Source organism: Actinoallomurus sp. NPDC050550 (genome assembly GCF_040655075.1).
Classification (GTDB): Bacteria; Actinomycetota; Actinomycetes; order Streptosporangiales; family Streptosporangiaceae; genus Actinoallomurus.
In genome coordinates this window covers 209,295-223,326 of the sequence record NZ_JBFAJC010000011.1, presented here as the reverse complement: position 1 = coordinate 223,326, position 14,032 = coordinate 209,295, and the positions used below count along the sequence as shown (strand labels likewise).

Sequence of the window (14,032 nt, the reverse complement as noted above, 5' to 3'; positions counted from 1 at the left end):
CGAGCGCGGCTGCAGAGCCGACCCGATGCCCGGGGGCGAGCCGATGAGAGCGACTGCAGAGCCAGATGTCCCGGCGGCGAGCCGGTGATGGCGACTGCAGGGCCTACCCGATGTCGCGGCGCCGGAAGCCCGCGAGACCGGCCGCGGCGACCGCGACCGCCAGGGCGGTCAGCACCGCCAGGGGCGTGACGGTCAGGTCGCCGCCGGGCAGCTTGGGCACGTGCGTGAACGGCGACAGGTCCATCACCGCCTGGCTCAGCTTGAGCACCGGCCCCATCTGGCCGAGCAGCAGGAACACGGCGAGCACCCCCCAGGCCGCCGCCACGTACCGGGGCACGACGCCGAACAGTAGGAGCGCGATCGCCGCCGTCACCCAGGCCGCGGGCACCTGGACCAGCGCGGCACCGAGCAACCGGGGCACCTGGGTGCCGACGTCATGGACCCGCAGCCCGTGGGCCAGCCCGGCCGCCGCGCCCGCGACGCCCAGCAGCACCGCCGGACCGGCCGCCGCGAACAGCAGGTGGCCGATCGACCACCGCACCCGCCGGACCCGTGTCGCCAGGAGCGGTTCGAGGCGTTGCGCCGTCTCCTCGGTGCGCAGCCGCAGCACCACCTGAATGGCGTAGACCGCGGCGATCAACCCGAGGACGCCCATGACGGTGCCGACGAAGGAGTCCTCGAGTCCCCGCTGACCGCCCATCTTGGTGAGCATGTCTCTCGTGCCGGAGCTGTCCTTGACCAGGTCGCTGATGCCCTTGATGATCGCGCCGATCACCGCCCCGTACACGGCGAAACCGGACAGCCACGACAGGAACGCGCCGCGCTGCAGCCGCCACGCCAGAGCCAGCGGGCTACTCAGGGACGGGGCCGCCTCCGCCGGACCGGGGCGCACGGGCAGCAGGCCCGCGCCGAGGTCCCTGCGCTCGACCAGCGCGTACGCCAGGGCCACCACCGCGCCGGCGAGCACCACGCCGAGGGCGATGAGCCACCAACGTTCCCCGCCGAACGCCCGGACCCGCTGCGACCAGCCGATCGGTGAGATCCAGACCAGCCAGGAGACGCGCGCCGCGTCCCCGGCCGCGCGCAGCAGGAAGGCGACGCCGACGACGGCGAGCGCGATGCCGCGCGCCGCCTGCGCCGTCTCGGCGAGCTGCGCCGTGACTCCCGCGACCGCGGTGAAGAACAGGCCCGGGATCGCCCAGGCCAGGCCGACCGCGAGGGAGCCCGCCGCCGGCAGGCCACAGGCGATCAGCGCGATCGTGGTCACCAGCGCCACCGCGAGGTTGGCGACCACTCCGACCAGCAGGCCCGCGGTCAGCGGCGCCCGGCGGCCGACGACGCCCGCGCCGACCAGCTCCAGGCGGCCCGCCTCCTCGTCGCCCCGCGTGTGCCTGACCACCAGTAGGACGCTCATCACGGCGACCATCACACCGCCGAGGGCGGCCAGCCGCCAGGCGGTGATGCCGCCGATCGAGCCGGGCACGAGGACCCGGCCGTAGAGGGCGACCGTCGCACCGTTCCCGTTGATGCCGGAGGTGAAGTTGCGCAGCGACTCTTGCGAGTCGTAGAGGCTCTTGAAACCGTACGCGGTGCCCGCCGCGTACGCCGCGAGGGCGTAGATCCAGACCGCGACCATGATGCGGCTGCGCCGCAGTCCGAGCTTGAGCAGCTGTCCGGTGCCGGTGAGGACGTTCATCGCGCCATCCCCACGGGGGCCTGGTCCTCGTAGTGGCGGAGGAACAGCTCCTCCAGCGTCGGCGGAGTGCTCGTGAGGCTTCGGACGCCCGCCCGGGTCAGGTGCTTCAGCACCTCGTCGAGCTTGTCGGTGTCGACCTCGAGCTTGACCCGGGTGCCCTGGACGTCGGGGTCGTGCACGCCGGGCAGGGCGGTCAGCCCGTCCGGCGGGCTCGCCAGCTCGGCCGTGATCGAGGTACGGGTCAGGTGCCGCAGCTCGGCGAGCGTGCCGCTCTCGACGGTGCGGCCCTTGCGGATGATGCTCACCCGGTCGCAGAGCGCCTCGACCTCCGACAGGATGTGGCTGGACAGCAGCACGGTGCGGCCCCGCTCGCGCTCCTCCTCGACGCACCGCTGGAAGACCTCCTCCATGAGCGGGTCGAGGCCAGAGGTCGGCTCGTCGAGGATCAGCAGCTCGACGTCGGATGCGAACGCCGCGACCAGCGCGACCTTCTGCCGGTTGCCCTTGGAGTACGCCCGGCCCTTCTTCTTCGGGTCCAGCTCGAACCGCTCGAGCAGTTCGGCCTTGCGCTCCGGGTCGTGGCCGCCGCGCAGCCTGCCGAGCAGGTCGATGACCTCGCCTCCGGTGAGGTTGGGCCACAGGACGACGTCGCCCGGGACGTACGCGAGCCGCCGGTGCAGGGTGGTGACCTCGCGCCACGGGTCACCACCCAGCAGCCGCGCCGTCCCCGCGTCGGCCCGCAGGAGGCCGAGCAGGATGCGGATGGTCGTGGACTTCCCGGCACCGTTCGGGCCCAGGAAGCCGTGCACCTCACCGGTCCGGACGGTCAGGTCCAGGCCGTCGAGCGCACGCGTCCGGCCAAAGTTCTTCACCAGGCCGGACACGGAGATGGCGTCTGTCATGCTTCAGAACGTACACTAGTTTCACAGTTTCGTGAAAGTAATAAAGCAGATAAACTAGTTGCAGACCCTAAGGAGTGTGACTGCGTGGCCGACCGGAACCCCGAAGCCGTCCAGCGCTTCGTCGAGCGGTTCGCCTCGGAGTTGGTCGACGCGGGCGTGCCGCGCATGCCCGCGCGGGCCCTGGTAGCGATCATCGGCTCCGACTCCGGCCGCATGACGTCCGCCGAGCTCACCGAGACGCTCCAGGTGAGTCCCGCCGCGATCTCCGGCGCGGTGCGCTACCTCTCTCAGGTTCACATGATCCGGCGTGAGCGCGAGCCGGGCTCACGCCGAGACGTCTACGTCTCCGACGGCGACATCTGGTACGAGTCGATCCTCAACCGCAACCGCCTCATCTCCCGCTGGCAGCAGAGCCTCCGGGAGGGCGTCGAGGCACTCGGCCCCGACACCCCCGCGGGCATTCGACTGGCCGAGACGCTCGCGTTCTTCGACTTCATTCACGAGGAGCTCGGCGATTTCCTCGCCAGGTGGCAGGAGCGCAAGGCCGAGCTTCGGGCCGCCCGCGGCGACTGAGCCCGCGTCAGCGGTTCGGGATCTGAGCGCCGTTCACGTCACGCGGACGGCGCCGGCGTAGTCGCCGCCCAGGCGGACCGGCACCGCGCGGATGTGCGTCCCGGACTGGAAGGCCTCGACCATCTGGCCGGTCCCGAGATAGATGGCGACGTGGTGGATGTGCCCGCGACCCCAGAACAGCAGGTCGCCGGGGAGCAGCGGACCGGCACCCTGCCCGGGAGAGAACCGCGCGACGGCGATCCGGGTATGGAACTGATTGTCGGATGTGCCGTTGAGAATGTCGCGGCTGGTCGCCCGAGAATAGGCGTATCGCACCAGACCCGAGCAGTCGAATCCGAGCCGTTGTCCGTCGTTCTTGCTGGCCGGGTCGTGGCCGTCATAATGGCCGTACGTCGGGCCGGGAAGGGGCCCGTGACCGCCGCCCCAGCTGTACCAGACGCCGATCTGCGAGCACGCCGCCCGGACCGCCTGCTGCGCCACCGGCGACGCGCCCGGCTGCAGCACACCGCACCCGGGCACGGCGGGCGCGGGGTCCGCGGGTACGGGGACCGCGGCGCTCGCCCCGGATGCCGCCGCGAGGACCCAGCCCGCCAATCCAAAAATACCGACAAAGGATGCGAATTTCCGCATCTCCATGAGCGTCACTCACCTCCAGAATTGATTCCTCGGATTCCCGGTGACCCTCATTCCCCGGAATTCGATGACTGAATCACTCGCGGTTGACAGCGAAAGTTCCCGTTATCTCGCGTCATTTTCGGATCGCATGGTGCTCCCGGTCGACCGTCTGCCTCCGGCCGAGGCGACACACTGGCTGAACGGGCGACGCCGCCACCAGGCACGCTCCCGCAGGTTCCACCGGCGGGAGCGTGCCTGAACCGAGACAGCGACCTGGTCGGCCACCGGATGGGTCAGGAGTTGAGGGCGATCCCCCTGTAGTAGTACTTAAGGATCCTGGAGTAGCTCCAGCCCGCTCTGGCCTTGTCACGAGAGCCGTACTGCGACATCCAGTCCCCGTCGACCCAACCACCGCACGCCGTCGTGGTGGAGCAGTACTGGGCCTGCGGGATCTTCCCGTTACGGGTCATCCGAGTGCTCCACGTCGCGTCCACCGCGGCGTTCGTCGACGCCTTCGCGGAGCCGGGCCTGTACACCTGGTTCGACGTGGTGTCGGTGACGTCGAAGCACTGGCCCCACGACGTCTTGCTCGCCGAGTGCATCGCCCAGTACCAGCCGTAGCTCTTGACGGCCATCGCCCCGGCCCGGAGGGACTCCCTCGGCCAGCTCGACACCCACTCGTTGGGCAGGACGTTCTTGACGTAGGTCTTGAACGCCACCCGGTCCACGCGCCCGAGGGACACCCGGTACACGAGGATCGTCGTGGGCAGTTTGCTGTTCGTACCGTCGGTCTTACACCCGGTCGGCGGCGTGGAACTCAGGAACCGGTGCGAGGCGTTCTGATTTTTCAGGCCGGAGTTCAGGTTGCCTTTGGCGCCCGGCTTGAAATCCTGGTACCTGCCGCCGTAGTTGCTGTTGAAGTAGACCCGGACGGTCTTGCTGCTGCGGTTCCAGACCGAGGCTGCACTGTTCTTGACGCACTTTCCCTTGCCGGCGCCCGGACCCTTGAAGTCGAAGCATGAGGGCTGCTTGGCGCCGTAATCGGCGACCGAGCCGGCGAAGTCCGAGAGCGAGCCCTTGTTACCGCTGTTGAAGTAGAGGCAAAACTCGCCGCTCTCACACTTGCCGTTGCGTCCCGCAGCCAGGGCGGGCGATTCGCTGACGAGGACCATCCCACTGATCGCCACCACGGCAGCGGCGGTCGTCGCGGCGAACCGCGAGAACAGCCGTCCAGTTCGTATCGACACTGTTGTCCTTCTCTTCTGTGGCGACGATCGCTCCGCCAAGCGTCATCGCAGGGAGGATTCTCTTGAGCGTTTTCATCGGGGTTCTCGGTCTTTCTGGCAGTCGCGGCCCCGGCACCTGGTCGGTGGGTGTGCCGGGGCCGCGTCATCGGTCAGTGGTTGGCCTGGAACCAGGGCTGGGTCCAGCCGAGGTAGGGCTTGCCCCACTTGCTCTTGATGGCGGCGATGGTGGTGACGGTGAGGGTGCCCTTGCCGCCGATGTCGTTGGAGACGAACTCGCCGCCGCCGATCGAGATCATCACGTGGCCGTAGCCGCCGGAGAAGAAGGCCAGCCCGCCCGCGGGGACGTTGGTGCTGCCCGGGTGCTTGTAGCGGGACGGCACGGCGAGCCAGTGGTGGTAGGCGCTGGTCGAGCCGGACGCCGAGAAGCCGTACGCCAGGCCCACCACGTGGTCGCAGCGGTTGGCGTAGTCGCCGTGGTATGTGTGCGTCACGTGCGACTTGGCCCACGCGACCGCCTGGGCGCACGTTCGCCGGTCACCCAGGCCGGCGGTCGAGCACGCCGACGTGCTGCCGGGGGCGAACTGGTGTGAGGCGTTCTGGTTTTTCAGGCCGGAGTTCAGGTTGCCTTTGGCGCCCGGCTTGAAATCCTGGTACCTGCCGCCGTAGTTGCTGTTGAAGTAGACCCGGACGGTCTTGCTGCTGCGGTTCCAGACTGAGGCGGCGCTGTTCTTGACGCACTTTCCCTTGCCGGCACCCGGGCCCTTGAAGTCGAAGCATGAGGGCTGTTTGGCGCCGTAGTCGGCGACCGAGCCGGTGAAGTCCGAGACCGATCCCTTGTTATTGCTGTTGAAGTAGTAACAGAACTCGCCGCTATCGCATTTGCCGTTGCGGCTCGCCGCCGAGGCGGGCGATGCGGTGGCGAGCACCGTCCCACCGAGTGCCGCTGCGGCGGTCGCCACGGTGAGGATCTTGTTGAGCGTTCTCATTCCTGTTCTCCTCTTCTTTGCGGGGATTCGGGTGGGTTAGCGGAGCTTGCACTCCTCCCAGGCGCGGATGGTGACCTTCGGTCCGGTTGCAGACGGGGGCGATGCCGAAGCAAAGATCACTAGGCCCTTCCACCCTGAATTTGCAGGTGGGGCCTCTTGTGTGGGCCGGCTTGGGGGCGCTCCTGCAGAACTACGTCGTCTTGACGTTGACCGCGCAGTTGGGTCCGCTGCCGGAGTCGTAGTACAGGTAGACGTGACTGAGTGCGTTCACCGGTGACTTCACCGCGTAGGTGTCGATGAGGGAGTCAGATCCCCACGACCGTGGGCACGGCGAGGAGGCCGGCCAGCGCCGCCTTCGCAAGCTTCATGATTTCGATCGCCCCTTCTGTTCGATGTCCGCCCAAGGGCGGACGCGACAAGCCAGCGAGGAGCGATGTGACGGTCAGCAAGGCGCCGAAGCGGGCCTTGATCTTCACTCTTGGTCCCCGATGGAGCAGGTTCGACGACTCCCGCGATGTTTTGTCACATCGCGAGGTCTTCATCTGAAGCGTGCCGTGGGATGGTCCTCGAGTCTTTGACCGTCAGTCCACAAGCCTTGACGATCAGTCCACGCCGGAATCGAACCTCAGGAGAAGAGCGTTCATGGCGTCATTCGGTCGCCGCGCCGGACGGTGTGAGCATGTGGAAGCGGTAGTCCCTGGGCGGGAGGTCGTAGACGGCGCGGAAGGCGCGGGTAAAGGTGCTGTGATCGTTGAATCCCCAGCGAGCCGCGATCTGATGGACGGGAGTGAGTCGCAGCGCGGGATCGGCGAGGTCGCGGCGGGCTCGTTCGAGGCGCTGTCGGCGAATCCAGGCCGAGACGGTGGTGCTGTGTTGCTGGAACAGCCGGTGCAGGTAAGCGACTGAAATGTGATGGGCGGAGGCGATGGACCGCGGCGTCAGCTCCGGATCACGCAGGTGCCGTTGGACGAACGCTTCGATGCGCAGAAAGAGGGCGTCCTGGCCGGAGTCTTCCGGCGTAGCCGCGCCGGCGTCGAGGTGGTGAGCAATCGACGCGGTCATCAGGTCGACGGCGACACCGCTCAGCCGGGGGACGTCCATCGCCCGATAGGAAGCGGAGTCCGCGATCAGGCGGGTGAGGAACTGCGTGAGCAGTGCGCCGACACCGTCCTGCCCGGAAAAGGGCACCGCAAGAATGCTGTCGAGCCGGCGTCTGGGCAATGACAGGAGCGCCCGGGGCACTTGCGCGCGCACCAGCGAAGCCGTCCCGCCTTCGCCGGCGATTCGTACCTGAAAGGGATGCCGGCTGTCGTACAGCGCTAAATCCCGTGTGCCCAGCATGGCCTCTCGGCCGGCCTGGCTCACCACGAGCCGTCCGTGCAGTGGGAACAGCACCGAATACAGATCTGGGTCGCATTCGCGGATCAGCCGAGGTGTCCGCCGCACTTCAGACGGCGAGCAGGTCAGCTCCACCACGTTGATGTCCGCCAGATCCAGCGCCCGCGCGATGGCGTGGAAGTTCGCCGATTCCGAACTGAGAAACCGCATCGGGTGCACGCTATTGAGCTGGAACTCATCGAAGGCGGCCATGCGGTCCTGTGGCGGAAGGTCGTCGCTGTGAAACACCGTTTTGATCACAGATCCTCACTCCTCTAGGAGCGCCGGTGAGGGAACGGTCGCATGAGCAGCTCACGGCCCCCGCCCCCTGCTGCCATCACGAACTCAATCCGGCGTTTCGACGCGCGTGATGACGTCGCCCGCCTTCTTCGCGGTGACGTGGTCGCCGATCGTCAGGTCGCGGCTCGGCGCGCGGCGCGCGCGACGCCGCCGTACCGCTTGCGCAGACCGCGTACGCGCACCGACGTTTCATCCATACCGCCAGCATCACGCCGGCAGGAACCTCACGTGATCGGTGATCCGGTCATTCCCGTGTCCACCGAACGATGGACACGATGCCGGCCGGGCCATGGGCCGGGATCTGGTTTTCTTACGCTCTGTTCCGGCGGTGGCCGGTCCACGGCACTCCGCATGCCAGGAAGTTCACAGTCGCGATGACGGCGAACGCCGTTCCCGTTTAGCAGGTCTTGAACAGCACGCCTTCGACCACGGCGCCGAGGGGCAGCGCGCCCTGGGAGACGAGTTTCACCTCGCGTGCCCGCTGATCGGTGGGTCTCACACTGATCGGGTCAGCTTCCGGCGGCGGCGGCGTGCTTCTGCCGTACGGCCTTCTCCAGGGCGCGGGCGATCGGCCAGACCGGATCGGACAGTGCCTCCAGCCTGCGCGCGTGCTCCCGGCGCCCGCGGCGGGACAGCACGGTCGGCAGCTCGCCGCGGGCGGCCAGCACGAGCGCGGCGGCGGTGCGGCGGTCGGTGTCCGAGGAGGGGCGCAGGGCGGCCTTGACCTCCGTCGCGTACCGCTTCACCTCCCGGCGCTCGCGCAGCCGGACCCGGTCGGGGAGGATCCTGCGCCGCTCCACCTTGATCAATCGGTCCTTCTCGAGCTGGTCGCGCACCTCGCGGACGATGCGGCGTTCGTCGGCGTTCACCCAGCGCCGCCAGGATCGCGGTCTGCCGTCGGCGACCTGGCGCAGCACGGCGTCGAGGATCGGGTCGCCGGTCGACGTGGTGGCGGCGACCTTGGCCTTCCCGTCGTCGTCGGCCAGCCGCTCGTCGAGGTAGAGGTCGGCCAGCGCGGCGGCGCGCAGGATCAGGCCGAGCTGGGTGCGCGCGGTGATGCGCTCCTTCTCGACGTCGTAGGCCAGCAGGTAGAGCCGGGCGGGGAGCGATCGCGGCAGGTTCATGGTTCGGGGTCCTCCTTCGGAGGTCGGCCGGGTCTTCGTATGCGGCCGGCGTCGCGCGGCATCCGCCCGGCGTCGGCCAGCGCCCGGCGCAGCAGGAACTCGATCTGGGCGTTGGTGCTGCGCAGTTCGTCGGCGGCCCAGCGGGCCAGGGCCTCGTGCACGGCGGGGTCGAGTCGCAGAAGGAGCTTCTTGCGCTCGCCGCCCTTGCGCTCGGGGGCCTGGCCTTCGTCGCCGTCCGTCACTGGTAGAGGGATCCGGTGTTGACGACGGGCTGGGCGTCGCGGTCGCCGCAGAGGACGACGAGCAGGTTGCTGACCATCGCGGCCTTGCGCTCCTCGTCCAGGTCGACGACGTCGTGCTCGGCCAGCTGGTTGAGCGCGGCCTCGACCATGCCGACGGCGCCGTCGACGATCCGCTGCCGGGCGGCGACGACGGCGCCGGCCTGCTGGCGGCGCAGCATCGCCTGGGCGATCTCGGGGGCGTACGACAGGCGGGTGATGCGCGACTCGATGACCTTGACGCCCGCCGACGCGACCCGGGCCGCGATCTCCTCGGACAGCCTGCCGGTGATCTCGTCGGCGTTCTCGCGGAGGGAGAGCCGCTCGTCGCCGTGCGCGTCGTACGGGTAGATCCCGGCGATGTGACGGACGGCCGTCTCGGTCTGGATCGCGACGAACTCGACGAAGTCGTCGACCTCGAACACGGCCTTGGCGGTGTCCTCGACCTGCCAGACGACGACGGCGGAGATCTCGATCGGGTTGCCCTCGGCGTCGTTGACCTTGGTGCGGTCGGTCTCGTGGTTGCGGATCCGGGTGGAGATCTTGCGCCGGGTCGTCAGGGGGTTGACCCAGCGCAGGCCGTCCATACGGATCGTCCCGGCGTACCGGCCGAGGAGCTGGACGACGCGCGCCTCGCCGGGCGCGACGGCGGTCAGCCCGACGAGCACGATGGCGGCGGCCAGGATGAGGACGATCGCGACGACGACCAGCGCCGGCTCGCGGGTGAAGAACAGGGCGACGCCGACCGCGATCGCCACGAGGGACGCCGCCAGCATCGGCCATCCGTTGACGCCGTCGGCGACCCGCTCGCCGACCTTGGGCCTCGGCATCTCGACCTCGGTCACGACTCCTCCAACGTGCTTGGTCTGTGGAATCAAAGTGATATCACTTTAAGCCGACAGACCCCTCCGCGCAAGGCACGGTCACGTGACGTGGCGGGGAGGGCGGTATCGACGCGGGGGAGCACGCTCTACCCCGCGCAGGAGGAGAATCCGGCCGCCTCACGTCCGCCGAGCTCACCGAGACGCTCCAGGTGCGGCCCGCCACGATCGCCGGGGCGGTGCGGCATCTCTCTCAGGTCCAACATGATCCGGCGTGAGCGCGAGCCGGGCTCACGCCGGGACGTCTACGTCATCCAGACCGATGCGGTGGCGAGCACCGCCCCACCGAGCGCCGCGGCGGCGGTCGCCACGGTGAGGATCTATTTTGCGGCGCTCGGATTCGGGTGGGTCAGTGGAGCTTGTACTCCTCCCAGGTGCGGATGGTGACCTTCGGTCCGTCGTCCGGGCCGCGGTTGGCGAGCCCGTTCAGGCCGAGGTAGTAGTCACCGATCTGGTGCTGGGCCTCGGAGGAGAGGTCGGTGTCGCTGATGGCGGCGGCGTGGATGTGCCACGGCCAGTTGCCCTGCTTGGGATTGCGCACCCATGCCGCGAACCCGACACGGCGCAGGGCGCGGGTGACCGCGATGCGGGTGGCCGAACTCATCCCCTTGACGTTGACGTCGACGACGCCACCGCCGTCATGGGTGCCCGCGGACGTGGGGTCACCGCCGGGGTTGTAGGAACCCTGGTCCAGCACGAGTTTGCGGCCGAGCAGCCGCTGCGCCTCGTTCAGCATGCTCCGCGTACGGGTGTTGATGACGAACTTGCCGATGTGCACCCGGGCACCCGGCTCGATGATGTGGGTGACCTTGAAGCGTCCGGCGCCGAGCTTGACCAGCGACGCCTTGGCCGGCAGGCCACTGGCCTGCAGACCCTTGTAGCCGAGCGACTTCTGGTATTTCGCGAAGGCGGCGACCGTTGTGGTGCCGAAGGACCCGTCCACCCACTTCTTGTCGAGCAGGTGCCGGTCGCGCAGCGCCCGCTCAACGAGGAGCACGCTGGCCTTGGCGCCCGGGGTCATCTTGCCGTCGGGCCGCCGCGGGTCGATCTGGGCCGCCTTGACAAGGGCTTCCATGTTCACGCTCGGAAGGGCCTTACTGTCGGTCCCCTGTGCCGCCGCCTCGGCGGCTCCGGGCAGGGAAGCGAACAGGACGGCCGCCGCGAGGGCAGCGGCATATGAGGGCAACTTCATCGGCTCTCCTGGTTGCAGACGGGGGCGACGCCGAAGCGAAGATCACTGGATCGTTCCATCCTGAAGTTGCAGGTCACCGCCGGAGTGAGCGATGTCAGCAACCGGCTTCGGCCGGGCGCGGCCACCAGCCCGGGCGTGACCGTCGAGAGACGGAAGTCCCTTCCTGCCGGGAGCTGGCCACGACAGATGATCTTGATCCGTCCTGTGCCGACATATCTAGTCGATGGCCGGATTGGGCCACCGGACGACGATCGAGCCGGCACGAGCGCCGCCGCACGGCAGACCCCTCCGCGCAAGGCGCGGTCCCCCGATTTGGCGGGGACGGGCAGTATTGACGTGTGCGCCTCATCGACCGTCTGCCCAAGGGATCCGACCCCGACGCCGTCTTCGAAGCCTTCAGCGAGTGGGTCACGGAGCGAGGGATCACGCTCTACCCCGCGCAGGAGGAGGCGCTCATCGAGATCGTCTCGGGCGCGAACGTCATCCTGAACACCCCGACCGGCTCGGGCAAGAGCCTCGTCGCAGCGGGGGCGCACTTCGCCTCGCTCGCCCGTGACCAGGTCACCTTCTACACCGCGCCGATCAAGGCCCTGGTGTCGGAGAAGTTCTTCGACCTGATCGAGATGTTCGGCAGCGAGAACGTCGGCATGATGACGGGCGACGCGAGCGTCAACCCCGACGCCCCCATCGTCTGCTGCACCGCGGAGGTGCTGGCCAGCATCGCGCTGCGCGAGGGCACCGACGCCGACATCGGCCAGGTCGTCATGGACGAGTTCCACTTCTACGCCGAGCCCGAGCGCGGTTGGGCGTGGCAGATCCCGCTGCTGGAGCTGCCGCAGGCGCAGTTCCTGCTCATGTCGGCGACGCTCGGCGACGTCAAGCGGTTCGAAGAGGACCTCACGCGGCGCACCGGCCGCCCGACGGCCGTCGTCAGCTCGGCGGAGCGGCCGGTGCCGCTGAAGTACGAGTACCGGGTGACGCCGCTGCACGAGACGATCGAGGAGCTGCTGCACGACCAGAAGGCCCCGATCTACGTCGTGCACTTCACCCAGGCCGCCGCGGCCGAGCGCGCCCAGGCGCTGATGAGCATCAACGTCTCCACCAAGGCCGAGAAAGAGGAGATCGCCCGGCTGATCGGCGACTTCCGGTTCACGACGAAGTTCGGCCAGACGCTGTCCCGGCTCGTCCGGCACGGGATCGGCATCCACCACGCCGGGATGCTGCCGAAGTACCGCCGCCTGGTCGAGCGCCTCGCGCAGGCCGGGCTGCTCAAGGTCATCTGCGGCACCGACACACTCGGCGTCGGAGTGAACGTCCCGATCCGTACCGTCCTGTTCACCGCGCTGAGCAAGTACGACGGCAGCCGCGTACGGCGGCTGCGGGCCCGGGAGTTCCACCAGATCGCCGGGCGCGCGGGCCGGGCCGGGTTCGACGTGGTCGGCTACGTCGTCGCCCAGGCCCCCGAGCACGTCGTGGAGAACGAGAAGGCCCTCGCCAAGGCCGGCGACGACCCGAAGAAACGCCGCAAGGTGGTGCGCAAGAAGGCGCCGGACGGCTTCGTCGGCTGGGACGAAGAGGTCTTCAACAAGCTCATCGCCGCCGACCCGGAGCCGCTGCAGTCGCGGTTCCAGGTCAGCCACGCCATGCTGCTCAGCGTCATCGGCCGGCCGGGCAACGCTTTCCAGGCGATGAAGAAGCTGCTCACCGACAACCACGAGGACCGCGCGAAGCAGCGCCGCCACATCTCCCAGGCCATCGCGATCTACCGCAGCCTGCTGGCGGGCGGCGTCGTCGAGCAGCTCGAGGAGCCGGACGACGAGGGCCGGTACGCCCGCCTCACCGTCGACCTGCAGGAGGACTTCGCGCTCAACCAGCCGCTGTCGACGTTCGCGCTGGCCGCGATGGAGCTCCTCGACCCGTCCTCACCCTCGTACGCCCTGGACGTCCTGTCGGTGATCGAGTCGACGCTGGAGGACCCGCGCCAGATCCTGGCCGCGCAGGAGAACAAGGCCAAGGGCGAGGCCGTCGCGCAGATGAAGGCGGACGGCGTGGAGTACGAGGAGCGGATGGAGCTCCTCCAGGACATCACCTATCCCAAGCCGATGCTGGACACGCTCGAGGGCGCGTACGAGATCTACCGGCGCGGGCACCCGTGGGTGGCGGACTACCCGGTCCAGCCCAAGTCGGTCGTGCGCGACATGTACGAGCAGGCGATGACGTTCGCCGAGTACGTCGCGTACTACCAGCTCGCCCGCGTCGAGGGCATCGTGCTGCGCTATCTCGCGAGCGCCTACAAGGCCCTGCAGCAGACCGTGCCCGACTCGGTGAAGACCGATGACCTGCAGGACCTGATCGAGTGGCTCGGCGAGCTGGTCCGCCAGGTCGACTCCAGCCTCCTCGACGAGTGGGAGCAGCTCCAGCACCCCGAGACGGCGGAGCAGCACACGGTGATCGAGGAGAAGGTCGCCGCCGTCACCGCGAACGAGCGGGCGTTCCGGGTGCTGGTCCGCAACGCGATGTTCCGCCGGGTGGAGCTGGCGGCCCTGGAGAAGTACTACGAGCTCGGCGAGCTGGACGCGGAGGACGGCTGGAACGCCGACCGCTGGGCCGACGCCCTCGACGCCTACTTCGAGGAGCACGACGAGATCCAGACCGGCCCGGACGCGCGCGGCCCGAAGCTCCTGCAGATCGAGCGGGAGACGGACCTGTGGCGGGTCCGGCAGGTCTTCGACGACCCCGCCGGCCACCACGACTGGGGCATCGGCGCCGAGGTCGACCTGCGCGCCTCCGACGAGGCGGGCCGCGCGGTCGTGCACGTCACGGCCGTCGACCGCCTCTAAGCGGAATGGACTGCCCTGATC

13 protein-coding genes are annotated in these 14,032 nt (G+C 68.8%); 2 read left to right on the top strand and 11 right to left on the bottom strand.

Going from position 1 to position 14,032, the window contains the following annotated elements; all coding sequences use genetic code 11:
• Positions 1 to 103 precede the first annotated feature (103 nt).
• The gene (locus AB0I04_RS18245; protein WP_360885744.1) at positions 104 to 1,696 is read right to left on the bottom strand and encodes an ABC transporter permease; all 1,593 of its coding nucleotides are present in this window, start codon (positions 1,694 to 1,696) and stop codon (positions 104 to 106) included.
• Positions 1,693 to 2,598 (bottom strand): ABC transporter ATP-binding protein, encoded by a 906-nt coding sequence (locus AB0I04_RS18240; RefSeq protein WP_360885743.1) that lies wholly within the window; start codon positions 2,596 to 2,598, stop codon positions 1,693 to 1,695. The genes AB0I04_RS18245 and AB0I04_RS18240 overlap by 4 nt, the downstream gene beginning before the upstream one ends.
• 84 nt (positions 2,599 to 2,682) lie before the next feature.
• On the opposite strand from AB0I04_RS18240, the gene AB0I04_RS18235 reads away from it, so the two are divergent.
• The gene (locus AB0I04_RS18235; RefSeq protein ID WP_360885741.1) at positions 2,683 to 3,171 is read left to right on the top strand and encodes a MarR family transcriptional regulator; all 489 of its coding nucleotides are present in this window, start codon (positions 2,683 to 2,685) and stop codon (positions 3,169 to 3,171) included.
• A 33-nt stretch (positions 3,172 to 3,204) separates the two neighbouring features.
• Here the strand turns inward: AB0I04_RS18235 and AB0I04_RS18230 are convergent, their stop codons facing one another.
• The 9 genes from AB0I04_RS18230 to AB0I04_RS18190 form a co-directional block, all read right to left on the bottom strand.
• Positions 3,205 to 3,801, bottom strand: a complete 597-nt coding sequence (locus AB0I04_RS18230) for an NlpC/P60 family protein (protein ID WP_360885740.1) — start codon at positions 3,799 to 3,801, stop codon at positions 3,205 to 3,207.
• A gap of 278 nt (positions 3,802 to 4,079) precedes the next feature.
• Positions 4,080 to 5,033, bottom strand: a complete 954-nt coding sequence (locus AB0I04_RS18225) for a SpoIID/LytB domain-containing protein (RefSeq protein ID WP_360885738.1) — start codon at positions 5,031 to 5,033, stop codon at positions 4,080 to 4,082.
• Between the two features lie 149 nt (positions 5,034 to 5,182).
• Positions 5,183 to 6,019: a peptidase inhibitor family I36 protein gene (locus tag AB0I04_RS18220; protein ID WP_360885736.1), complete on the bottom strand. Its 837-nt coding sequence runs from the start codon at positions 6,017 to 6,019 to the stop codon at positions 5,183 to 5,185.
• A 305-nt stretch (positions 6,020 to 6,324) separates the two neighbouring features.
• Entirely contained in the window at positions 6,325 to 6,495 is a 171-nt protein-coding gene (locus AB0I04_RS18215) for a hypothetical protein (protein WP_360885734.1), read from the bottom strand.
• Positions 6,496 to 6,667: 172 nt separating this feature from the next.
• Positions 6,668 to 7,657: a helix-turn-helix domain-containing protein gene (locus AB0I04_RS18210; protein WP_360885732.1), complete on the bottom strand. Its 990-nt coding sequence runs from the start codon at positions 7,655 to 7,657 to the stop codon at positions 6,668 to 6,670.
• A gap of 548 nt (positions 7,658 to 8,205) precedes the next feature.
• Positions 8,206 to 8,820, bottom strand: a complete 615-nt coding sequence (locus AB0I04_RS18205; protein WP_360885731.1) for a GPP34 family phosphoprotein — start codon at positions 8,818 to 8,820, stop codon at positions 8,206 to 8,208.
• Positions 8,817 to 9,062: a toxin-antitoxin system HicB family antitoxin gene (locus tag AB0I04_RS18200; protein ID WP_360885729.1), complete on the bottom strand. Its 246-nt coding sequence runs from the start codon at positions 9,060 to 9,062 to the stop codon at positions 8,817 to 8,819. The genes AB0I04_RS18205 and AB0I04_RS18200 overlap by 4 nt, the downstream gene beginning before the upstream one ends.
• Positions 9,059 to 9,928 carry an SPFH domain-containing protein gene (locus AB0I04_RS18195; protein WP_360885776.1) on the bottom strand — a complete coding sequence of 290 codons (870 nt, stop codon included), beginning with the start codon at positions 9,926 to 9,928 and terminating at the stop codon, positions 9,059 to 9,061. The genes AB0I04_RS18200 and AB0I04_RS18195 overlap by 4 nt, the downstream gene beginning before the upstream one ends.
• Before the next feature lie 400 nt (positions 9,929 to 10,328).
• Positions 10,329 to 11,171 (bottom strand): peptidoglycan-binding protein, encoded by an 843-nt coding sequence (locus AB0I04_RS18190; RefSeq protein ID WP_360885727.1) that lies wholly within the window; start codon positions 11,169 to 11,171, stop codon positions 10,329 to 10,331.
• A gap of 338 nt (positions 11,172 to 11,509) precedes the next feature.
• Between AB0I04_RS18190 and AB0I04_RS18185 the strand changes: the two genes are divergently transcribed.
• Complete coding sequence (locus AB0I04_RS18185) at positions 11,510 to 14,011, top strand: DUF3516 domain-containing protein (protein WP_360885726.1); 2,502 nt, start codon at positions 11,510 to 11,512, stop codon at positions 14,009 to 14,011.
• The last annotated feature ends 21 nt before the right edge of the window (positions 14,012 to 14,032 follow it).